The organism is Fundicoccus ignavus, assembly GCF_009659375.1.
GTDB classification, from domain to species: Bacteria; Bacillota; Bacilli; order Lactobacillales; family Aerococcaceae; genus Fundicoccus; species Fundicoccus ignavus.
In genome coordinates, this window is sequence record NZ_WJQT01000009.1 from 1 (window position 1) to 23,552 (window position 23,552).

Consider the following 23,552-nt stretch of genomic DNA (forward strand, 5'->3'; position numbering starts at 1 on the left):
TAAAACAATCAAGCGAAGTGGTTTTGGTTATCGAAACTTTGAACATTTACGTGCGCGTGTCTTTCTAAGTCAAAAGTTACTCGCTAGATCTAACAAACCGATTCGCCCCTTATACTTTTCAGATGAAGTAACCGCAGCTTAATATCTAATGATTATTCGACTATAAGACTCCATGAAAAAAAGCCAAAGTGATGACTCACTTTGACTTTTTAGGTCACCAACACTCAAAATTTTACAGCCCTTATAGTTAGCACAGTTGCTGCTCAATCCATCGCACATAAACAGATACCAGCTCACCTTCCCAATGGGCAAGCGACCTGGTATCTATCTAATTATTAATTTTCTTTTAATTTCATCTACTCGGCTGACTAAAGCTTACTAGCAAACTTTACTGGCTGGTTTTAGAATCTGCCACAAAGCCTCGCACCGCATCCACAATAACGGACTGGGTGATGGTGCCTTCATGACGATAGTAAATGATTTCCCAAGCTGGCGTGTATACATTAAAATAGTCCGTGCTCAATGATTGGTAATAGCTCAAGTTGGCCGACACGATTTCAGAATCACTCGGCAAGTAAGTTTCAATCCGACGTTCCAGAATATTGATGGCTTCCTGTGAAGAAATCAACGCTTTCGGTTCTTCCAACACAGTATAATCCGATTGGAACGTTTGCGTATAGCCAATCATGTTGAAATTTTCATCAAAGACAATCCGTATTTCAGCACTACCGTCAACAATTGGTGTACCATCAACCGCCGTCATACGACAGAATAGGATCCCCTCTTGATTGGAGTACCAATAATTACTATAAGCTTCTCCATTAATAAACATGGTTTCATCTAATAAGTATTTATTACGAAAAATTTGGGCATTTTCTTTACTTAAGCCTTTTGTCGAATCGTCAATATCAAACTCAAGCGTTACTGGTTCAATAAACGTACTTGTCAACAATCCTTCACGGTTCAGACTATAACGTTGATTTTTCAACTGTGTTTGATTTTCACGTAAAAAATTATTCGGTTCGGTTTTAATCAGCGGTAACTCTTCTGATTCCGCACTCAAATCGGGGCGAATAATCACACCACGGTTTTTCATATCTTGGACTACACTAACCGCTGATGAATTTTTAGGCTGAGTCGAGTGAATCGGCATTCGATCAATTAATAAGAATATTAAGTAAACGTTGAAGGTCAAGAAGAATACAATTAACAACTTTTGAATGCGATTAAAGTCCATTTGACCAACCTCCTAACTTAAAGCGACTGGCTTGTTCTAACTCAACCTCTACTTGTACGAGACTCTCCCATTGCGTTGTACGAGAACGGTAATTTTGATGCTTAAAGTCACCAACGCTTAGCCCTTCAAGGACTCCAGCATCAACCACTGCTACAATATTCAAGTTCTCTGACAACTGAGCGTTTTCCGTTTCGATTTGCACAGAAGCTTGCGAAATACTATTCTCAGACACATCTGTAGCCTGAGTTTGTCCTGAATTCTGGACGATTAGATTTGTGACCGTTCCATCACGCACTTGATCGATTGAATAATACGTGTTGTTCACATGGAAAAACCACTTAGGTACTAACGTCGCTGTCTTAAAGTTTTCCATTTCACTTTGCCATTCATAACCTAATACAATATTCGTGAAGTGTTCGAAACTTAGACCTTGTTCAGTTAATAAAGCAGCGATTTGTGCTCCTGACTCAATATCATAGACACGACTCATATCATGAATATGTGTGCCAATTGTAATTAAAGGCATCTGATAACGCGACACTTCAATATTTGGATTTGTTCGCAACGTCACACGTGTCGCACCGTAATCCGCTAAGCCTGGTGCAGAATAAATTGGCAAGCCATTTAAGAAACGTCGGTAAGTAATTGTATTATTATTCTCTGAATATAAGCGAATGTCGCTTGGCCAATACTCATATGTTTGAACATAGGGATAGCTGTAACGCACCTTTTCTTCAGGCAAGACCATATCACGAATAATATTATTGCTGCCGGTTGTTGATGAAATCGAATGGTTAATCGACATAATATTCGTTAAATCATTAATTTGGAAAGTCGTTAATAAGGTATGGTAGCTACGTACCGAATTCGCATCTGGCTCCGCAATATCATAATTATTACTTGGGAAAATATCATCCAAGAAAAGACTGTCCGGTAATTTCTCCAATGTATAAATTTGTGATAATGAAATAGTTTCGTAAGTCGGTAAATATACTGCGCCACCCTCCACTTCAAAACGCGTCACAGGTAACCACTGGTCGTCACGCACCGCATCAACTACCGCAAAAATCTCTTTGGCAATCGTAGGATCCGTCAATTCCGCTTCCATATAAGCTTGACTCTTCGTGTCAACTAAATAAACAGTCCCTTCCAAATGGCGCGGAAATACAAGACGGCTCATTTCAAACTGAGTAGAGAGTTCTGCAGGCGTTGCAATCAAGCCTCTCAATGATGGCACCGAAAAACTAGTCGGATACAACAACTGTAAATATTCTCCTGAAGTGAGCGCTTCATACATATCCGGATGTGTCTCGACACTGTTTGTGTTCAACTCAATCGTCTGACTCCCCAACAACTCAAGCACCGACTGCAACGTTGCATAATTATTGACGTCATACATATCACTTGATTCATTAATAATCAATTTTGTTGGTGTAATGAGTTGATCAAGCGTCAAAGTCGTTACTTCATAGTAATCTTCCACATCTTCAATCGGCTCGCTAGTTGAGGTCGTAATGACCGTTTCACCTTCAAATTGGTTCAACCAACGGTTCAATAAGTTGGTATCAAATAACAGTAAATAAACTAAAAACAAATTAATTGTCAGTAAAATAAACACAATAATTGAAGTTAAGGATAGCTTTTTCATTCGAAATCATCCCACCCTTCATCATCTAAGTCAAAGACTGTAAAAGGCAATTCAAAACTAAAGGTTGAGCCTTTGCCTTCGATACTATCGACCCAAATCCGGCCGCCATGCATCTCAATGACTTCCTTCGAAATTGCCAAACCAAGTCCAGTCCCGCCCTGTTCACGCGAACGCGCTTTATCTACACGGTAGAAACGTTCAAACAAATGCGGTAAATCCTTTTGCGGAATCCCCAACCCTTGATCTGTGACACTTAAAATAACGCTATTCTGCGTATCAATCAAGCGTACCGTCACGAGGCCACCATCTGGTGAATATTTAATCGCATTATTCATTAAGTTATCAATCACTTGCGTCATACGGTCCTGATCAATCTCTACATAAATATCCCGCGTCGTTAATTCACGCTTAATCGTATATTTCTTCGGCACATCACCACTGGCTAACGTAAAGTCAAACCTATCCAAAATATGATTCACAATCCGCTTGAAATCAATATACTCACGATTCGTTTGCAATTGCCCGCCATCCATTTTAGATAAGTCCAACAAGTTCGCAATCATACGAATCATACGGTTACTTTCAGATTGAATCACTTCTAAAAATTGAGGGGCAATATTAGGATCTTGCCAAGCACCATCAGCTAAAGCTTCTGAATAAGACTTAATCGAAGTTAAAGGTGTACGCAATTCATGCGAAACATTCGACACAAAATCGCGACGCTCTTGATCCGTTTTTTCTTGTTCTGTAACGTCGGTTAAGACGGCTACTAGACCTGTGACAAAACCAGTTTCACGACGAATAACTGAAAACTCTACTTTAAGAATCGTATCAATATCATCTTCGTAGCGTGTGATCATAATCTCTTTATCCCCGCCCAATAAATTCTTGAGCGTATAAGTATCTTCAATTTCCAAAAGTTTCAAGAGCGACATACCAACCGCTGCTTCTTGAGGAATCCCTAGTAAATATAGCGCGCGCTCATTGACTAACAGGACGTTTCCTCTTTGGTCCGTTCCGATAACCCCGTCCGTCATGTGGCGCAAGACCCCATCCAAACGTTGTCTTTCTGATTCGGTTAATTCTTGGGCATCTTTAACTTTAATCGCTAAGTCATTTAACGTTAAAGCAAGTTCCCCTAACTCATCTTGTCCATAAACTTTAGCGGGATAATTGTAAATCCCGTCGGATATTCGAATGGCCTGTTGGCGCATGTCCTCAATTGGACGCGTTAAGCCCGAAGACAAGACGATGGAAACGACAAAGGATCCAATAACCGCAAAGACCGCGGCTCTTAAGAACAATTCCATGACATTGTCGCGTTGTTCATAAATACGCATCATATCCGCTTCAACTGCTACCGCACCTAAAAGCTTAGGCGTTTCCTCAAAAGACATAATGGGTTTATAAATATTATAGTTACGTTGTGATGTTTCTTGATTTAAAGTCTCGTTGTCAAAGGACCGCTGATTAATCAGTACATTCATCACAAACTCGTTATTGGTACGTGTTCCAACTAAGCCTCTTTGCGACACATCACTGGTCGCCAGCACATAGTCTTGTGGGTTAACGATTTGAATTGACGCTGGGTAAGTAGAACTGAAAGAATCCAGCGCTTGATTTAAGCGCCGGTCCCTTTCGCCATCGCTCTGATCCGTATCGGATAAAATCGGGCTTACGTTATTAATTAAGAAGTCTACTTGCGTATTAATCTGATCTTTCAAGGTCGTCACGGATTGAGTTTCTAATTGGTCAATAAAGAAGACGCCTATAAATTGAAAAGATATCGTTAAAATGAAGATGATTAATAGGGGTATTTTGATATAGATCGATTGAAAAATGTTAAATGATCGTTTCATGATACGCTCCTAAGTTTTATCGCCCGCTTGTGGGCTGGATTTGTTATGTGTTGAGTTAAAAGACAAACTGCACCTTTCCGGAGAAACTCCATCTGTGTGCAGTTATCATCAAGTTATTAATCTTGTTCAGGGTTTTTCAGGAAGTAACCTACCCCGCGACGTGTCACAATATACGTTGGATGGCTTGGTTGATCTTCAATTTTTTCACGTAGACGACGAATCGTTACGTCAACCGTACGTACATCACCGAAATAATCGTAGCCCCATACGGTTTCAAGTAAATGTTCGCGGGTCATTACTTGGCCAATGTGTTTCGCTAAGTAATGGATTAATTCAAATTCACGGTGTGTTAATTCAACTTCTTCGCCACGTTTCGATACAACATACGCATCTTGGTGAACAATTAAGTCACCAACGACAATCTCGTTAGGTGTTTCATCTTGGCTCGTATCGCGTAAGGCATTGCGACGCAAGTTGGCTTTCACACGTGCAACTAATTCACGGTTTGAGAATGGTTTCGTAACATAGTCATCGGCACCTAATTCTAAACCTAATACTTTATCGATTTCTGAATCTTTGGCTGTTAACATAATAATGGGAACAGCGCTTGTTTTACGGATTTCACGACAAACTTCTAAGCCGTCCATTTTCGGTAACATCAAGTCAAGAATCACTAAATCTGGTTCTACCTTTGTATATTGCTCGATGGCTTCTTCACCATCAAAAGCTGTTGTTACTTCGTAACCTTCATTTTTTAAGTTAAAGACAATAATATCTGAGATTGGTTTTTCATCATCCACCACTAAAATGTGTTTCATTCTTAAATCTCTCCTTTTCGCTCGAATGCGAGCAAACTCGCTAGCTGTTTAATTTGCTAGCAGACTATTTTCACAATAAATTTATTCATTATTGACAGCTAGGCTGCCTCCTGAACAAGTCATCACGTGCTTGTTCTTTCGTCTAGTAATTGGAGCGCGGTTTGAAAGCGACATGCTCTCATTTCGCATCATAATATAAGGACTTTAGCTGCTTGTTCAATAATAATATCTATATCATTCATATTATACCGTTTACAAGCCAATAGTCAAAGTCTCCCTTTATTTTAATCTTTTCTTTAAGAGATGGCTAGCCAAATCTTGCGACTCGCTTCTCGAAATTTATGGGCTTTAATACTTAAAAACAGAGGTCGGCTAAGTCTGTTTGAGACTTAGCTCGGACCTCTGTCACGTTTTCAATGTATTTACTTACTTTTAAGTTCATATTTTGTTAAGCGAAAACTATTACCGGCATGCCAAGTTGTACATGTTCGAACACTTGAGGCATAATGCCTGGCGGTGTATTAATACAACCTAATGAACCGTTTGTTAAGTAAGTATCGCCACCAAATGATGGTTGCCAGTTGGCATCATGGATACCTTGGCCTGTATCATCAAATGGAATCCAATAAGAAACTGGTTGAACATAGTCAACACCTGTATGTTGGTTGTAACCTTTTAAGTCTGTATCGGTTTCTTTGTTCCAAACTGAGTAGGCACCTGTTACGGTCGCTGTCCCAATTTGACCCGTTACGATATCTGTATCAATCACTTTTACACCATCAACGTAAACAAACATCTTCTGGTTCGTCACATCAACCTCAACATAACTATTCCCAATGTCGCTTTCGCCCGCTAAAGAGTTTTGATAGCCTGTTCCGACAATTGCAGGTTCGCGCGTTACATCCACGCCCGCATATAAATCATCAGCGATATTCTGAGTTTCTGTATCACGGTCGATTGACCAACCTAGCGTTCCAGCAGGCACTTCAACAGTTCCTTGCATAGTACTTGAGAATTGACGTACGTCATCATAGGTTGCGTACTTCTCATTCATTGTGCCTAACCATTCATAAATCAAGTTTTGATCAAAGACCACTTGATTATTATCATCAAAATACATCCACTCAAGCACAGTTTCCTTTGGAATAACTTCCTCATTCCCTGCAATTGTTAACGTAATTTGAGTGTTTGAGACTGTTTCAATTTGATTCATCACACTTGTGATTTTTTCATCTTCTGTGGTAACTTCTGGCGCTAAGTAAGCCTGGTTCACTTCAATCGATGATGTGCCGTTTTGAATTCCGGCCACGACTAATTCTTTGACTTTTTCTACATCTAACTGAGTACCATTCTCTTCAGGCACTACGAAGTAACCGCGCCCCTCACCGTAATCGATGTAAGCATCTTTTGCTTGGATTCGGCCTTCATTTGAAATGTTAATACTTGCAAGTGCATTCTCAATGGCTTGGTCATCAATTTGGATATGATTCATCAAGACATTATCGTATTCTACTGAATCAAAGAAGCCAATTAACCATTGAGTTGGATCTTGATTATTATAAGATGCTTCTAAAAATGCTTGTGTATTTACTTGTGCATTCAAGTCAGCCATTGTAAAAGTGCCGAGTTCTTGTCCGTTTTCTGTAATTGTGACTGTTTGTTGGTTGATGTCAGCTTCGATTTTTTCTTGAGCTTCCTCTAAAGATAAATTACTAATATCAATATTTCCGAAACTTGTGTTCGCTTGGAATTTCTCAGCATAATAGCCGATTCCTGCGCCATAAGCCAATCCTAGGACGATAAACGTGATCAATCCTATAATGATTGTTTTTTTCATTTTTCCACCACCATGTGTAAATTTTTCCTATTCAAATAAGCATTTTAGCATAAAAATATGAAGAATCTATAAATATTCTATTAAAGTTTCTTCTCAGACAGAATATAACGTTCGATTGCATGCGCAACCCCCGCTTCATCATTGTGTGTTGTCACCGCATCGGCAACTGCTTTAATCGCCTCAACTGCATTTCCCATCGCCACACCTAAACCGGCCCATTTAATCATTTCTAGGTCATTCATTTCGTCACCTATCGCCATCACATTCGCAGCTTCAAGGCCTAAATGTTTCGTTAAAGCCTTCAAGCCACTGGCTTTTGAAACACCTTTAACTAAAAATTCTGCAATAATTGGTTGGCTACGTACGGGCGAATAATGCGTTAATAAACTTTCGGATAAGCGTTCACGAATACCATCTAGTACATGTGGCTCACCTAGTACCATCGCTTTATTGAAGGCTTCATAGGCTAAAAACTCTTCATTAGAGAATACCGTAATCGGCGTGCTCAATACTTTAGAATCATTTTCAACAATGGGACTAGCTGGCAGCTGACTCATCAGCATCATGTTTTCTTGATCAAAGGCAACTAATTGTGCACCTTCTTCGTCGAAATCACGGGCAAAGTCTAATAAAACTTCACGGGCTTCGCGCGTTAAAACCGTCTGGCTCACAATGCTTAAATCATGTAAGCGATGTGTTACCGCTCCGTTTTGTAAAATAAGAAACTCATCCTCACCTTCAAACGGTAATTGAGCAATCACATCACGCACACCTGGTAAAGTACGTCCTGTACAAATGACCACTTGGACACCTGCTTGAATTGCTTGATGAACCGCATCAATATTCGCTTGTGGTAAGGTCTTTTCATTCGTTAACATCGTACCGTCTAAATCGATTGCGACTAACTTAATCTCTGCATGTCTATTCGTCATTATTCCGCTTCCTTTCTAACCATTAGAATTCCATCACCCAAAGGTACTAAACATGAACGATGAATTGGATCATTTAAAACAGTATCCATTAATTCATTTAATTTACGATGAATTTTACGAACGCGCTTAGGAATGTTGGCTTCATCTTCTAATATCGTGCCCGCTTGGAAGACGTCATCAATTATTAAAACGCCACCTTTTCTTAATACACGCATACATTCTGGGTAAAATTCGATATATTTGGCTTTAGCGCTATCCATAAAAACTAAATCATACGCATTCGCTTCTAATGTTGGCAACACATTAGCTGCATCCCCTTCGATGAGTGTCACTCGCTCTTCTAAGCCCATTTTCTTGAAATTTTCTTTCGCACGGTCATACATTAAAGCATAGCGGTCAATTGTCGTTAAGTGACCATCGGTTTGAAGATGTTGCGCCATTAAACTCGCTGAAAAACCGATCGCTGTTCCAATTTCGAGAATGTCTGTTGGTTGAACGCTGGCACAAAAAAAGTCAATAAATTTAGCTGTTTCGTGTGGGACAACTGGAATTCCTCGTTCATTGGCATAGGCTTCAATTTCACCTAGCACTCCTGGAAAGCCTTGTTGAGCTTTACGCATGAATTCAACTATTTCTGGCATAACAACGGGACGATGCATCATTTCATTTAACATAATACTGGATTCTCCTTTAATCTCTGGTTTTCGCCAAGTCTAGCGCAGTTCAATTTGAATCTGCTTTATTTCAGCAAAAAAGTGAACATTAGAGACTATGCTACTGATGTTCACTCTATCATTCTTCTATTAAATTACGGTGTAGGAATGATTACAATTCTCTTCAATCTTCTGCTTCTTCCAACAAATTGTTCAGTTGATCATAGATTGTCGAGTCCTCTTCATTGAAATCAAACGCTGTTTCAACATGACGTTCTGCATCTAATTGGACATGAATACCACGGATACGTCCATTTTCAACATGGCTCGTCGTTAAAACATAGTCTTCCGCACGAACCGATACTTTCTCGTCATCATCTGGCATATAACCGATTCGTTCAATAATCAGGCCGGCCATTGTATCGACTTCGTCTGATGCCAATTCAACTTGGAAATATTGGCTAAACTTATCGATGGGTGTACCACCTTTAATATAGTAGTTATTATCGTCAATCTTACGAACTGAGCTTGAGGAATTAATGTCTGTTTCGTCTTCAATATCTCCGACGATTTCTTCAATTAAGTCTTCTAACGTTACGATTCCTTCCACTCCACCATATTCATCACGCAGGATGGCCATATGGGTTTGTTCACGTTTAAACTCGACTAGTAAGTCGTCAATATAAATCGTTGAGGGCACGAATAGCGGTTCGCTCGAAATACCTAATAAGTCAATATTCTCAAAGCCTTGTTCACGGGCTGCTTTTAATAAGCTTTTAACATGAATCACGCTAATAACATTATCTTTGTCTTCTTTATAAATCGGAATACGTGAGAATGGACTAGATAATAATTCCTGCATAATATCTTCATAGTCATCTTCGATATCCACCATTTGGGTATCGGTACGTGGCACCATTACTTCACGGGCTAATTTTGAATCTAGCGATAGAACACCTTGTAACATCGTAAATTCTGCGACATCAATCGCACCACTTTTGCGAGTTTCTGCTAATAACACTTTCATTTCATCACGTGTAAAGCTTTCTTCTCTCGCTGTAAAATCAATCGGTGTGGCTTTCTTTAATAGGCCGGTTGAAAATGATAACAAGCTAACAAACGGTTTAAATAACTTTTGTACAATTGTGATAACACCACTTGTTGCCATCGCGATTTCATCTGGCATTTGTAGAGCTAATTGTTTTGGGTATAACTCCCCAAAAACTAGTGTAACGTAAGATAGGATTAACGTTACAATAACAATCGCAGCTTGTTGAGCTCCTGGAAAGGTCGGTAACCAGTCTGCAATTAAACTAGCGAAACTTGCTGAAGCAGAAGCACTTGATAAGAAACCAGCCAAAGTAATCGCTACTTGGATCGTTGATAAGAAATCGTCTGATTTTCCAAGTAGTCTCAATACTCTGTTAGCTTTTTTATTGCCTTCTTCAGCTAAACCGCGCATCTTAGATTGATTGACAGAAACAAACGCCATCTCCGCCGCTGCGAAAAACGCGTTAATTAAGGTTAGTATAATAATAATTAATAATTGACCAAATAATGAATTCCCCGAGGAGTCCATAATATTTTTCTCTCCCTTGTGTATATAGTTCTAGTTAAAAAAAGTTACTACTCTAAATATAAAAAATATATGTTAAAAAAGCAATAAGATTGTGCAAATTCTTTCAATTTATTCTGACTTTAATTGGTTTCGTATTTTGGCTGATGGATTCGGCTGAGTTTTTCATTAAAATTAAATGAGAAAACATTGCTTATCGGTGAAGAGTCTGTTAAAATAGGTTAGCTAGAAGAATAGAGAGATTAAAGGAGCAGTTTTATTAAATGATTAATGAACTCTTAATCCATAAGAATCATTTAACATGCATCCCAGAAACAATGAATTGTGAAGAAGCTTTAACAATTCTTGAAGGAGATGGTGCACGTTTAGCACCGGTTCTTGATGGGAGCAATACATTATTCCGCGGAAATATTTACCGCTATCACATTTATCAGTACAAATCTAAACATCCTGAGGCAGACTTGAGTCAAATTCCTGTGACGCGTTTTTTAAAGAACACGACAAAAATTGTTCACGACACAGATTCACTTTATCGTCTGTTTTTTGCCATGTCGGATTTACCTTATATTGCCGTATTAAACGAACAAAATTCTTTCCTAGGAATTGTTCGTCATAATACAATGACCCGTTATTTTGCTCAAGCTTGGGCGATGCAAACTGCCGGTTTTGTATTAAATGTGCGCATCATTGGTAAAAAAGGTGAATACGAACGGTTGATTAAAATCATCCATCGTTATTCAGAAATCAATTCGATGATGACTCTGGAAGAAGCCGATACTAACACGTTTGCAAGTATCAACTTTGTGTTACCTGCAGGCTTAGATCAAATCAAACTCAATGCCTTAGTGCGTGACTTAGAAAAGCGTGGCTATCAAACCCGTTCCTATAAAGTCAAATAATTCATGCATTTCACCCTACTCCGCTATTCGGCGTGGCTCTCTGAGCGACAACGAGTCGCGGTTTTTGTGTTAGTGGATGGGATTGGGATTTCCTGTATTGTTCCTTAGCTTATTTTATGTGTCATTTAAATCGTCGTGCTGATTTGGCACGACTCCTTTGGGTTTTCTTGCGAACTAAGATTGGCGTTGATTGCTGATTGTGCGAGTTTGATGGCAGGTGAGTACCAGGGAGCTTCCGATGAAGTCTATCGGAAGCTAGTGGAGGAAACACGTGCCATTGAACTCCCAGTAGTACAAAGCTTGATAAATCAACATAAAACTTATAAACCCTTATATGATCAAAAAGCCCCAATCCTACACGCAAGCAGAATTGGGGGGAATATTTTGGCTTAACGACGGAATACGTCAAAGAATGGATTGCTGGCCATTTCGGCACCGACCGTTGTTGCGCCACCATGTCCTGGATATAATTGATACTCAGCAGGTAGTACCAAGATTTCACGTGCAATTGCACCCATTAAAGTCGCATAGTCGCCAGCTGGTAAATCTGTACGTCCAATTGAGCCTTGGAAGACCGCATCGCCTACTACGACAAATTGCGCATCGTCAAAGATATAAATGACATGACCTGGGCTATGGCCTGGGACATGCGCTAAACGGAAAGTAAAGTCACCGACCGTCTGCTCACCTAAATCATCAGTTGTCCAAATATGCTCCGCCTCACGTAAACTCACCAGCCCGAAAGGTTGCATAGCCGATAAATTTTTATTCGGGTCCACTAACCAATCAGCCTCTAATTCATGGACATAAACCTCAATATCAAAGGCATCGCGTACTTCATCAACTGCACCGATATGATCAGAATGTGTGTGCGTTAACAAGATAGCCTGTGGTTCCCAGCCATTCTCTTTAATCCAATTGATAAAACGCGCCCCTTCTTCGCCCGGATCAAAAATCAAGGCTTTGCGCGTTTCACTATTTACCACTACATAGCCATTTTCCTGAATCGGCCCTAGCGTCATTCCATAAATCTCTAACATAAATTGCACCTCATTTATTTTCTCTCGTCTTTCCAACTATTATACACCACTTTACAAAATATGACCCCAATCGCAAGCGTTTTAGAAAATTAGATCCTTACTGTTCGGCTACAACATCTTGTCAAAAATCAGGATGATACGTCGTATTTTGGAATAAGAAAAGCACTGGCCAGTGGATGCTGACTCAGTGCTTAGCGTTTAGATGTCGTCTGTTAGGTAGATGCGAGGCACGCGCTTGCCGATGCCACATAGGATTTCATAACCAATTGTGTCAGTGCTAGCCGCAATCATCGAAACGTGGTTTTCTAATTGACCATCTTGGCCGAGCAGTGTCACAGTCGTACCCACTGGATATTCTTGAGGTAATTGAATCATCAGTTGATCCATGTTAATCGTCCCCACAATCGGACAAGCATTCCCATCAACTAGGACAGGAATTTCGTTGAAACGGCGTAACCAACCGTCCGCATAACCGATTGGAACAGTCGCAATCCATTGGTCGTCAGCGGCTTCATAAGTTGCGCCATAGCTAATGTGAGTACCTGCTGGTACGTGTTTAACATGCACAATTTCTGAAACAATGGACATTGCTGGTTTTAAAGGCGATTTCGTTGCAGATGGCAATTGGTCTTTAGGATCCACACCGTATAAAGCAATTCCGTAACGAACGATATCTGACTTAGGCTCACGTGGATACCATAGCCCCATCGCTGAGTTCGCATAATGACGGAGGCGAACACTTTCTGGTACAGCGGTTGTCAATTCCAACCAATTGTTCCATTGGTAATCAATGTAGCTTTCCGGACCGCCACCTGCCGTCGAGAAGTGAGTGAATACACCTTCCCAGTCAACCCAATTGAAGTCTTCAACAGCTTTCGCAAATTCAGCTACTTCGGCAGCACTCGTTAGGCCTATGCGTCCCATACCTGTATCTAATTTCAAGTGGAATCGTAATTTAGCATCCTCTAGAATTGCTAGGTGATGCGTATCTTCTAATTGTTGGTAAGCTTTAGCGAAGAAATCCAAACCACTTACTGTAATCGTTAAGTTGTAGTAGATAATCTCAGCAATACCACGTGGGTCCGTTAAGCCTAACACTAAAATCGGCACAAAACGGTGACCGCTCTGACGTAATTCAATCGCTTCGTCAACAGTAGAAACAGCTAAACCTTTAGCTCCTGCCGCAAGGGCTGCTTCAGCAACTTGGACCGCTCCGTGACCGTACCCATCTGCTTTTATCACTGCATATAATTTTTGTTCATCGTCCATTTGTTCTAACATAACACGGACATTATGTTGAATGGCATTTAAATCGACAATCGCCTCTGTTGGGCGGTGTTCACTAGGTTCAAACATGAAAAATCTCCTTATCGTTCCATCTATGATGTTTACAAGTTTACAGTTTTCATTCTACAACTTTTGGACAAAATAATAAAGCAGTCACCGTTAAGTGACTGCTTTAAAAATAGTTTAACCATATTTACGTTCGAAAAACTGAGCTAAACCAGCTGCCAATTCTTCATCCGTTAAATTGACGATGACTGTCGCAGTCGCATATTCACGACTATGACTGATGGATAAATGCACATTGTCAACAATTGGGGCAACTGTTAGAACAGGCACTCCCATGTCACCAGGTAAAATTGAAATATCAGTGAAGCTAATGCGACCAATTCCGGTTCCCATAGCTTTACCATAAGCTTCTTTCACACTAAAGCGACCTGCCAGAAAACTCATGCGGCGTTCTTCGTTGTAGCCATGATAAATGACTAACTCAGCTGCCGACAAGACTTTTTCCGGAAAACGCGGTTGACGTTCAACCGCTTGACGAATGCGATCAATTTCAATAATATCCGTTCCTACACGCATGGACTGTCACCTTCCTTGAATGGTTAATTAGTTACTTTTATTTTTTTTGATTGAAAAGTTTTTGTTCGTTTTTCCTGCGTTTCCGCCTTTAGAGCGGTTGTCACGATTTGAACGTTCGCCACGTTTCTCACGGTCTGGACGTCCATCTTGGCGATCTTGACGATCACGGCCACCACGACGTTCGCCATCGCGACCTTCACGTTTTCCACGTCCATCGCGTCCGCCACGGCCTTCACGATCACCGTAACGTTTGCCGCCACTGAACTTACCGCCACCTTTACCGCGGTTGTTACGACCACGAGAACGGTTTTGGTTGCCGCCTTTAGCGTTTGGTAAAGGACGTTGTGGTGAAATTTGAACATCAACTGTTGAGTTGTCTGTAATAATCTCGCTTAATAAAGCAGCTACTAAGTCGTTTACTTCGTAATGTTGTAATAATAATTTAGCAGAGTTACGGTATGTATCGATATCGTCAGCTTCTAATTTATCATTTAATTGGCTAATTAATTGTTCTAATTGACCTTGACGCGCTTCTTTATCAGTTGGTGGCGCTAATGGTGTCATTTGTTTTGTTGTCATTGTTTCGATTGAACGTAAGTATGACATTTCATTTGGTGTGACGAAAGTAACTGACATACCTTCTTTACCAGCACGACCAGTACGACCAATACGGTGAACATAGCTCTCTGGATCTTGAGTAATATCATAGTTATAAACGTGAGTTACACCTGAAATATCTAATCCACGCGCTGCAACGTCAGTCGCCACTAAGATTTCAACTTCACCACGACGGAATGCGTTAATAACACTTGTACGTTTTTGTTGTGTAATGTCACCGTGAATCAATTCAGCATTGAAACCACGTAATGATAATCCATGTCCAACTTCGTCAACACGTTTTTTCGTACGACAGAATACAATCGCTTGAGTTGGGTTTTGAACATCTAAAAAGCGCGTGAAGATATCGAATTTTTCGTCATCACGACATTTTACAAAATACTGTTCAATCAATTCAGCAGTCATTGTTTTCGCTTCAATTTTAACATGTGTTGGTTCTTTTAAGAATTGTTTACCTAAAGCTTTAATTGCTGGAGGCATTGTTGCTGAGAATAGTAAAGTTTGACGTGTCTCAGGCGTTTCTTCAACAATTGCTTTGATGTCATCGATGAAGCCCATGTTTAACATTTCGTCAGCTTCGTCTAATACTAATGTTTGTAGTTGGTCTAATTTCAACACTTTACGTTTGATTAAGTCTAAGATACGACCTGGTGTTCCTACAATAATTTGGGGTTGGTTACGTTTAATACGTTCAATTTGTTTACCGATTGGTGATCCACCGTAAACAACATATACACGAGCTCTTTGCTCTTTACCAATACGGAATAGTTCTTCTTGAACTTGAATGGCTAATTCACGTGTTGGTGCAACAACTAAACCTTGAACAGTTTTCACGCTGTTGTCTAATTTGTTCAACATTGGTAAACCAAAGGCTGCTGTTTTACCAGTACCTGTTTGTGCTTGACCAATTAAGTCTTTACCTTCTAAAGCTACAGGTACAGATTGTTGTTGGATAGGGGTTGGCTCTTCAAAGCCCATGTCTGTTAATGACTTTAGTAACTCTTTGTTTAAATCTAATTCTGAAAATTTCAATATATTATTCTTCCTCTTCTGTTTTTTCTTTGATTTCCGACATAAAAGTTATTAGAAGTGTAATTCAGTCCGACTATATCTCTCACAAGGAAAGTGATGCATCGTGTCGTGATTATGCTCTGGCATAATTCAGTGTACTAGATGCAGCCTCAACCCCTGTGCGCTTCTAATACAAATATCATCCCGCTAGAATACTTCCTCAAAACACTCGAGGCAAGCTTTAGTGGGCAATCGTTCTCAACGAAAAAACCGCGATGACAGTAACCTACTTAGCGAATAGCTAGGTAGCGTGTCATGCGGTCAAAGTGCAATTTTAATAATTGGATGACTAAATGATACTTTGTTAACTTCTATAGTAGTGTAACATGTTTGAAAACTTGCTTCAAACATAGAACTCTATCTTAACAATTATTTAGTCACTTGTCCAGTCAAAGCTGTAACAACTTGTAGTAAATCAACACCAAAGCTTGATTTCACTAATAAAACATCGGTCGCAAGAATATCTGCTTGTAAAGTCGCAATTAATTCTGCGTGGTCCGCTTCGATATGTACTAAATCTTCTGCAGCAAACTTTCCTTTTAATTCATCATATAAATAAGTCATTTGTGAACCGAATAAGTAAACTTTATCAATGATAGTCGGGTCAATTGAATGACTTAACTCTCGGTGTAATTGTTCACTCATATTACCTAATTCGCGAATATCACCTAGTACCGCAATTTTTCTATCCACGCCTTCTAATTCAATGTTAGATAACGTTGTTAAAACAGCATTCATTGAAGTTGGGCTAGCATTATACGCATCATTTAATAAACGCGCTCCTTGATGTGTTTTCAACCATTGTAGTCGGTTGGCAGTTAATTTAAATTGTGCTAATTGGAAAATTGCTTGTTCACTTGGCACATCTAACACTTCAGCAATACTCAAAGCAACTAATGCATTCGACACATTGTAAGCGCCGATAACAGGAATCATGCTAATGACATTGTCATCAATATTCGTTTTGAAGTATGTCTTATCAGGTTCTTCGGCTAAGTCATAAGCGAAAACATCAGCTTGATCATCAAAGCCAAAACTACGCATATAAATTGGATAGTTAATTTCAGGCATTTCAGTCTCAATTAATGGTTCATTAGCTGGATAAATGAAGATACCATTTTCTTTCAAACCTTTTAAAATTTCTAATTTAGCTTGCGCAATGCCTGCACGGCTACCTAAAAATTCTAAATGGCTTTCACCAATTAAAGTAATGACCGCAATATCCGGACGCGCAATTTTAGACAATTGTTCAATTTCACCAAAGCCACTCATACCCATTTCAACCACACATACTTGCGTGTCTTCTGGCATATGTAACAATGTATAAGGTAAGCCGATTTCATTATTGTAATTACCTTCTGTTTTATGCACATTATATTTGGCCTTTAATGTAGAAGCTGTCATATCTTTAGCGGTTGTTTTACCATTACTTCCAGTAATCCCTATAACGACTGGATTAATTTCATTGCGGTAAAAGTGAGCTAATTTCTGGAAAGCTTCTAATGTATCATCTACAAAAACTACCGCTAGTTGATCTGAGGGTGCTTCAGATTGATCGCGTGACCATAAAGTTGCTGTTGCACCATTATCAATGGCTTGTTGAATATAGCTATGCCCATCCGTTGAGCCGCCGACTAACGGAATAAATAAGCCGCCAGGTTGAATTTTACGCGCATCGAATTCAACATTCGTCACTGAAATTGTGCGGTCAATTGCTGTGTAGTCAATTGCGTTAACATGTTTAACCACGTCCATTAATTTGATTGCTTTCATTTTTCCACCTTATTTCTTTCTGTATTTCGCCAAAAGCGCCCGTCGTTCAAGGACAGGCGCCGGATCTTTGAAGTTCGATTGTTAAATCGCTTAACTAATTAATTCAGTTCTTGCTTGGCATTGAAACGACGTAATGCTAATTGTAAAAGTTCTTCAATTAAATCGCGCGTATTTAATCCAGTGGCTTTCCATAAATTTGGATACATACTGTAAGGTGTGAAGCCTGGCATTGTATTAATTTCGTTGATATATACGTCGTAACTGCTTGTCACGAAAAAGTCAACACGTGATAAGCCACTACCATCAATCGCACGATAAGCTTTCAAGGCATAATCTTGAATTTTCTCAGAAACTGCTTCTGGTAAGTCAGCTGGAATTTGCATTATAACTTGATTGTTAATGTATTTCTCATCATAATCATAAAACTCTGATTCTTTTAAGAGTTTTCCAACTTCACTGACATGTGCATCGTCATTCCCAAGAACTGCCACTTCACACTCATCTGCAGTAATACCTTGTTCAACAACAATCCGACGGTCGTATTTCAACGCGACTTCAATTGCTTCAGCTAGTTCTTGACGATCAGAAACTTTACTAATCCCAACACTTGAACCCATGTTAGCGGGTTTAACAAATAATGGGTAAAGTAAACTCCCTTCACATTTCTGAATAAGCTCTTCTGAACTTTCACGCCATTCGCGCTTATCAAAAGCCTCATAAGGTACTTGAGGAATATTGCTATTATCAAATAGACGTTTACTAATAATCTTATCCATGCCGTTCGCACTCGCAGTCACGCCCGCACCGACATACGGTAAACCAAGCACTTCTAAGAAGCCTTGAATCGTTCCATCTTCACCATTCGGACCGTGTAATACTGGAAAGACAATCGTTTCTTCGCCTTCGACTTTTATTTCGCCCGGATTAATAACGACTCCGCTCGATACTTCGTCAGGTACTGAGGCCCAATGAGCTGTATCGCCAGCTGTTAGTGTTAATTGTTCTGGACTTGTGCTGGGCCCTTCAAGTAAAGGTGCTTTTAACCATTGCCCTGTTTTCGTAATATAAATCGGTTGTACTTGATAGTAATTGTACATAATGGCTTGGCAAATACTGTGTGCAGATATAATTGATATATCATGTTCTGCACTTTGCCCTCCGTATAATAGCGTGATTTTCATTCTGTAATCCTCCCGGTTCTAACTTTCCAAATCTATTAATAGTTCTAATTGCCAAGTTTGTCCTTGTGTGTCATATATTAACACACCTACAGACTCATTTAAGGCTTGATTTTGCGACAATAACGTCAATTCATCTTCAATAATCATCAGCGGAATGCGCCAAGTATGTTCGCGCTGTTCTGCCTGTGAATAGTTAATTTTAATGCCACTCGCAAATAAAGGACTTAGTTGTTCCACAATTACTGTTGGTAAACTTGCTACGACAAGTTTCTTACCAAAGAAACGTGATTTACCTTCATTAACAAGTTTCGATGTTTCTTCTTGAATCACTCGTTGGAAACGAAGATAGAAATGAGTCACATGACGATAATACATCTTATTTAAGCCATTCGGCAAAGTTAAAAAGACATAGTTATTCTGTAACTTGTAGAAAAATGCCGATCTTAAGGTTTTATGCGCATGAAATAAATACAATAATTCCGAAATTTCTGTCGGCGATAACTGATGCATTAACTCGATACTTTCAAAGTCAATCCAATTTGACATTCGAATATTTTCTTTACGACACATTTCCATATAATCGTAAACTTCTGTATGACCACGTAAAATTTTAAAGTTCGTCTGAGCATCAAAGCGTCCAAACTCAGGGGGCGCTTCGCCTAGAATCAAGTTCGTCGGCATATACTGTTCATTAAAATCTGAACTTCGCAACGAAATCGCACGTGTCATAATGTGGTTCGTTACCGAATCGTAGTGGACATACAAATTAATTCGACCCATTTCTTTCCTCCTTTCATCAAATCATTGTGCTGACTGCTAACCAAATATTCGATTAATAAATTATGTCAACACTTATACTTAAAAAATAAAAAAATTCAGTGTACTTTTTATCATTAGACCCCATTTTACTCTTTTTAAGTCTTAATTTAAAGACTTAGCTGATTGAAATTTATTACATTTCTACTACAGATTTTAGGACGTTAATTTTAGCTAACTTTACGCCAACTGTGTCCTTTAAAATCTAGACACTAAAAATCACGATGCTTGGTACTTATAAATGGTTGGTAGCATATTGTAGTCTAGTCTTTACGTTCTCTAATCCTATTATACGCTAGTTTAGACTGCTTGGGGGAATTATCGGACATTGTTACACAAATTAAGATAATGCCACAATATTATTCAACAAATCAGCGCCTAGCAGATTGACAGGAAAAATCTAAGAGATAATCACAAGACAATCGTGCTCCACTTCTTCAAACTGGAACATGATTAACACTGAATCGTGCTCCACTTTTCCATACTGGGACATGATTACCACTGAATCGTGCTCCACTTTTTCAAACTAGAACATGATTACCACTGAATCGTGCTCCACTTATTCTAACTGGAACATGATTAACACTGAATCGTGCTCCACTTTTTCAAACTGGGACATGATTACCACTGAATCGTGCTCCACTTTTTCAAACTGGGACATGATTACCACTGAATCGTGCTCCACTTTTCCATACTGAGACATGATTACCACTGAATCGTGCTCCACTTTTTCTAACTAGAACACGATACCGTAAAATAACTAGCATCCAACTCATCCTTTTACAAAAAAAACCAGGCAGTGGCGTATCTCACGGTCCACGACGATTATATTAGAACCTCAAGACATTTAAAGCGTGTTGGTCGGTTAGCCGACACTCCTTTTACTCTCCTCCTTAGTTCAAGCAAGAACTTAAACCCAAGACCGCTAATAACACACTCTCTAGCTATATCAAGCCTAACAATTAGGCATTTAAGATTTGCTTTCTTCTATAATATTTCAAGACTTTTATTTACACCAACTAGTTTCGCTCACAGAGTAGGTTTGCCCATAGCGGTACAAAGGGCAATCCATCGCTACTAATAGAATGGCTTGCTCTGACTATGAGCAAAGCGCAGTAGACAGAGCCTAGCCGATTGAGCTGTAAAGGCCTGAGCAACAGCGAAGGCTTCGGAAGCGACCACCGACATGGCAAAACCACACGGCGAACGAAGCCCTATGCCAATTAAACCATCTATAAGCAGACAATTGCTTATAACAACACAAAAACTCCAGCCCACTCGCAAGATGCGCGTAGACTGGAGCCTTGACAAAATTTCTCATTCAATCAATCGACCTTTGACAATAGTGTCAAAGAATTAAAACTGAACTTGTGGTGCTTGGCGAGCCGTTTCTGGCGTTTCCAAGTAAGGTTTAACCGTAAAACCATGGACACCCGCCACAATGTTAGTTGGGATTGTTTGAACACGTTGGTTGTATTGTTGAATACTTGAGTTGTACAACTGACGTGCTGTTGCGATTTTATTCTCAGTGTCTTCCAACGTACGTTGTAATTCTTGGAAGTTTGTATTAGCTTTTAAATCTGGGTAAGCTTCCGCCACTGCTAATAAGCGTGACAAAGCACCAGATAACTGGTTTGACATTGCATTGATTTGTTCAGGCGTAGCATCTGCCGGTAAATTCATAATTTGTTGGCGTGCTGCTGTTACAGCTTCGAGTGTTTCACGTTCATGACTCGCATAACCTTTGACAGTCTCAACAATATTAGGGATTAAATCATTACGTCTTTGCAATTGTACGTCAATTTGGCTAAAACTTCCTTCAGCCCATGTGCGTAACTTAATTAAACTGTTATAAATCGAAATCCATACAAATGCGATTACCACAAGGACTCCAAGAATGATAAGTGCAGTTAACATGATATTTCACCTTCCTTACATTTAGTTACTTCAATTATAAGCTATTGCCTGCCAGATGTGAAATATAACGCTATTGGTCCGCTAACAATCGTTTGACCAAGCGATGCGCTTGGGCTTGTATTTTGAAAGTGGAATTGTTTTGATAAATGGCTCCACCGACCAGCACACCATGCCCATGCAAGGTCGGCCACTCACCGAAACGCGGTGACAGCAGGTTCAGCGTCTCGAAGTTCAGACTCAAGCCACCTGCCGAATCCACTTGCACCATACGCTGATAGAGTAAATGCTGCAACAAAGGAGATTCACTGACATCGCGCAAACTCATATCCATCCCAGTCGCATTGACCACCCAATCAACCATTACTTCCAAACCTTCACCCCTCAGGACAAAATACGGCCCCACACCAGCTGGCGATGGCTCCAGCGCTTCAATCTCCTCCACGCCATCCAAGACGCGAATTTCTGATTGTTTGACTCCCTTCAATAGTTCAACGGCGGAATCATTGGGCATTGGATTGCGTAAATTGACTAATAATTTATGGTAAGTTTCATTAAATTCACGGCGATCCGGTTCATTCATGGCTGGCCAAGCTTCAGTCAAAATAGACGAGGCCTGTAACATGACATGCTGCATCAACGTCACAAGATCTGGATTATGATAAGAAACCAGCACACCTTTAATGCCCGGTTGAAAAAACCGTTCCTTATATAACTGAAAATCTATCCCTACTTCTGCTAATTCCTTTGACAACATCTCGTCGAAATTGTCCAAAGTAAAATTACCGTTTTGTTGCGCCATTAGCTGTTTGGCACTTTCTTTCGTCAGATGTTGACACTTGTAAGCTTGGTCTTCTTGACCGCGGACCGTTGGAAAATAATTTGAACGTGAAAACAGCTCCAGCTCGCGTACCCCACATTCATCGTAGAGATATTTATAAACGTCTAAGGCTGACAAACCAGTTCCGATGACCGCCACATGGTCGCCGGCCTTGGGGCCTTGCTCTGAAAACTGCTGCAAAGGATACGGTTCATGAATATAACGTACGTGTCCTTTTAGATTATATATATCCGTCGATGGTAACTCGCCACAGCATAAATGCACGCGATCATAGTAATAAAAAGCTACCTCACCGTTGGACTCTTTAATTTGAACCTGCCATTGCTGGAGATCCTGCAGCCAGTCGAGTGCCACTACACTCGTTTCAATAACTTGTACTTGTAACTCTTTCACTAGAGCTTGCGTTCGGTCGTACAAGTAATCACCGAATAGACGGCGACTCGCATATTCGGGAACCATCAGTCCTTGTGCTTGTAGCCATTCCACAAAATCTTCTTCATGAGAATAATCATAACTAATCGTGTGACTACGCGAATTATTTAAGGCATGTTCAGATTTTTCCCGAAAAGGTTTGCCGCGCCCAAAACTTTCCGGCACGTCAAAGCAAGTAATTTCAATTTGTACCTCTGGATGCTGAGGCAGTTCTTTTTGATAAGCGAGCAATACGCCAGCCCCACTAACCCCCATCCCAATTACCGCAACTTTTTCTTTCATATGGTAGCTCCTTTAATAAATATCCATGGATATATTTAAGCAAAAGTTCTTGCTTACTTCAGGATAATCATACCCTTTTTTAAGATTATTTACACAATAAATTAATACCTGAATAATTCATAGTTCTTCTAAAAATCTTTGTCAACGTTGACTTTATCGCTTTTACATTTATTTGCTTCATCACCCATTAGGTGATGAAAAAAGAACCCCTTTCTGATATGGTTACTTCACTACAAACAACCACAGAAAGGGGCTC

The 23,552-nt window shown here is 39.8% G+C and carries 19 protein-coding genes; 1 reads left to right on the plus strand and 18 read right to left on the minus strand.

Annotated elements, in window-relative coordinates; genetic code table 11:
• Positions 1 to 388 precede the first annotated feature (388 nt).
• The 8 genes from yycI to GF867_RS07315 form a co-directional block, all read right to left on the minus strand.
• Positions 389 to 1,237, minus strand: coding sequence for a two-component system regulatory protein YycI (gene yycI / locus GF867_RS07280; protein WP_153832447.1), 849 nt, complete (start codon positions 1,235 to 1,237; stop codon positions 389 to 391).
• Positions 1,227 to 2,885 carry a two-component system activity regulator YycH gene (locus GF867_RS07285; protein ID WP_153832448.1) on the minus strand — a complete coding sequence of 553 codons (1,659 nt, stop codon included), beginning with the start codon at positions 2,883 to 2,885 and terminating at the stop codon, positions 1,227 to 1,229. Before GF867_RS07285 ends, yycI begins: the two co-directional genes overlap by 11 nt.
• Positions 2,882 to 4,744 (minus strand): cell wall metabolism sensor histidine kinase WalK, encoded by a 1,863-nt coding sequence (gene walK, locus GF867_RS07290; protein WP_153832449.1) that lies wholly within the window; start codon positions 4,742 to 4,744, stop codon positions 2,882 to 2,884. The genes GF867_RS07285 and walK overlap by 4 nt, the downstream gene beginning before the upstream one ends.
• A gap of 116 nt (positions 4,745 to 4,860) precedes the next feature.
• A complete protein-coding gene (gene yycF, locus GF867_RS07295; protein WP_153832450.1) occupies positions 4,861 to 5,562 on the minus strand; it encodes a response regulator YycF in 702 nt (233 codons plus the stop codon).
• A gap of 448 nt (positions 5,563 to 6,010) precedes the next feature.
• The gene (locus GF867_RS07300; protein WP_153832451.1) at positions 6,011 to 7,399 is read right to left on the minus strand and encodes a L,D-transpeptidase family protein; all 1,389 of its coding nucleotides are present in this window, start codon (positions 7,397 to 7,399) and stop codon (positions 6,011 to 6,013) included.
• Positions 7,400 to 7,479: 80 nt separating this feature from the next.
• Positions 7,480 to 8,331 carry a Cof-type HAD-IIB family hydrolase gene (locus tag GF867_RS07305; RefSeq protein WP_153832452.1) on the minus strand — a complete coding sequence of 284 codons (852 nt, stop codon included), beginning with the start codon at positions 8,329 to 8,331 and terminating at the stop codon, positions 7,480 to 7,482.
• Positions 8,331 to 9,005: an O-methyltransferase gene (locus tag GF867_RS07310; RefSeq protein ID WP_153832453.1), complete on the minus strand. Its 675-nt coding sequence runs from the start codon at positions 9,003 to 9,005 to the stop codon at positions 8,331 to 8,333. Before GF867_RS07310 ends, GF867_RS07305 begins: the two co-directional genes overlap by 1 nt.
• Before the next feature lie 163 nt (positions 9,006 to 9,168).
• The gene (locus GF867_RS07315; RefSeq protein ID WP_153832454.1) at positions 9,169 to 10,563 is read right to left on the minus strand and encodes a hemolysin family protein; all 1,395 of its coding nucleotides are present in this window, start codon (positions 10,561 to 10,563) and stop codon (positions 9,169 to 9,171) included.
• 260 nt (positions 10,564 to 10,823) lie between these two features.
• Between GF867_RS07315 and cbpA the strand changes: the two genes are divergently transcribed.
• Positions 10,824 to 11,459, plus strand: coding sequence for a cyclic di-AMP binding protein CbpA (cbpA, locus tag GF867_RS07320; protein ID WP_153832455.1), 636 nt, complete (start codon positions 10,824 to 10,826; stop codon positions 11,457 to 11,459).
• Positions 11,460 to 11,848: 389 nt separating this feature from the next.
• On the opposite strand, the gene GF867_RS07325 is transcribed toward cbpA, so the two are convergent.
• The 10 genes from GF867_RS07325 to GF867_RS07370 form a co-directional block, all read right to left on the minus strand.
• The gene (locus tag GF867_RS07325) at positions 11,849 to 12,499 is read right to left on the minus strand and encodes an MBL fold metallo-hydrolase (protein WP_153832456.1); all 651 of its coding nucleotides are present in this window, start codon (positions 12,497 to 12,499) and stop codon (positions 11,849 to 11,851) included.
• A gap of 198 nt (positions 12,500 to 12,697) precedes the next feature.
• Positions 12,698 to 13,855 carry an alanine racemase gene (gene alr, locus GF867_RS07330; protein ID WP_153832457.1) on the minus strand — a complete coding sequence of 386 codons (1,158 nt, stop codon included), beginning with the start codon at positions 13,853 to 13,855 and terminating at the stop codon, positions 12,698 to 12,700.
• Between the two features lie 114 nt (positions 13,856 to 13,969).
• Positions 13,970 to 14,368, minus strand: coding sequence for a holo-ACP synthase (gene acpS, locus GF867_RS07335; RefSeq protein WP_153832458.1), 399 nt, complete (start codon positions 14,366 to 14,368; stop codon positions 13,970 to 13,972).
• Positions 14,369 to 14,395: 27 nt separating this feature from the next.
• Positions 14,396 to 16,018 (minus strand): degradosome RNA helicase CshA, encoded by a 1,623-nt coding sequence (gene cshA / locus GF867_RS07340; protein WP_153832459.1) that lies wholly within the window; start codon positions 16,016 to 16,018, stop codon positions 14,396 to 14,398.
• A 408-nt stretch (positions 16,019 to 16,426) separates the two neighbouring features.
• Positions 16,427 to 17,830: a UDP-N-acetylmuramoyl-tripeptide--D-alanyl-D-alanine ligase gene (locus GF867_RS07345; RefSeq protein WP_153832460.1), complete on the minus strand. Its 1,404-nt coding sequence runs from the start codon at positions 17,828 to 17,830 to the stop codon at positions 16,427 to 16,429.
• Positions 17,831 to 17,928: 98 nt separating this feature from the next.
• Entirely contained in the window at positions 17,929 to 19,011 is a 1,083-nt protein-coding gene (locus GF867_RS07350) for a D-alanine--D-alanine ligase (protein ID WP_153832461.1), read from the minus strand.
• A gap of 18 nt (positions 19,012 to 19,029) precedes the next feature.
• Positions 19,030 to 19,791, minus strand: coding sequence for a hypothetical protein (locus GF867_RS07355; RefSeq protein ID WP_153832462.1), 762 nt, complete (start codon positions 19,789 to 19,791; stop codon positions 19,030 to 19,032).
• 595 nt (positions 19,792 to 20,386) lie between these two features.
• Positions 20,387 to 20,539, minus strand: a complete 153-nt coding sequence (locus GF867_RS07360) for a hypothetical protein (protein WP_153832463.1) — start codon at positions 20,537 to 20,539, stop codon at positions 20,387 to 20,389.
• A gap of 644 nt (positions 20,540 to 21,183) precedes the next feature.
• Positions 21,184 to 21,744 carry a LemA family protein gene (locus GF867_RS07365; protein ID WP_153832464.1) on the minus strand — a complete coding sequence of 187 codons (561 nt, stop codon included), beginning with the start codon at positions 21,742 to 21,744 and terminating at the stop codon, positions 21,184 to 21,186.
• Between the two features lie 70 nt (positions 21,745 to 21,814).
• Positions 21,815 to 23,296: an FAD/NAD(P)-binding protein gene (locus GF867_RS07370; protein ID WP_153832465.1), complete on the minus strand. Its 1,482-nt coding sequence runs from the start codon at positions 23,294 to 23,296 to the stop codon at positions 21,815 to 21,817.
• Between the last annotated feature and the right edge of the window lie 256 nt (positions 23,297 to 23,552).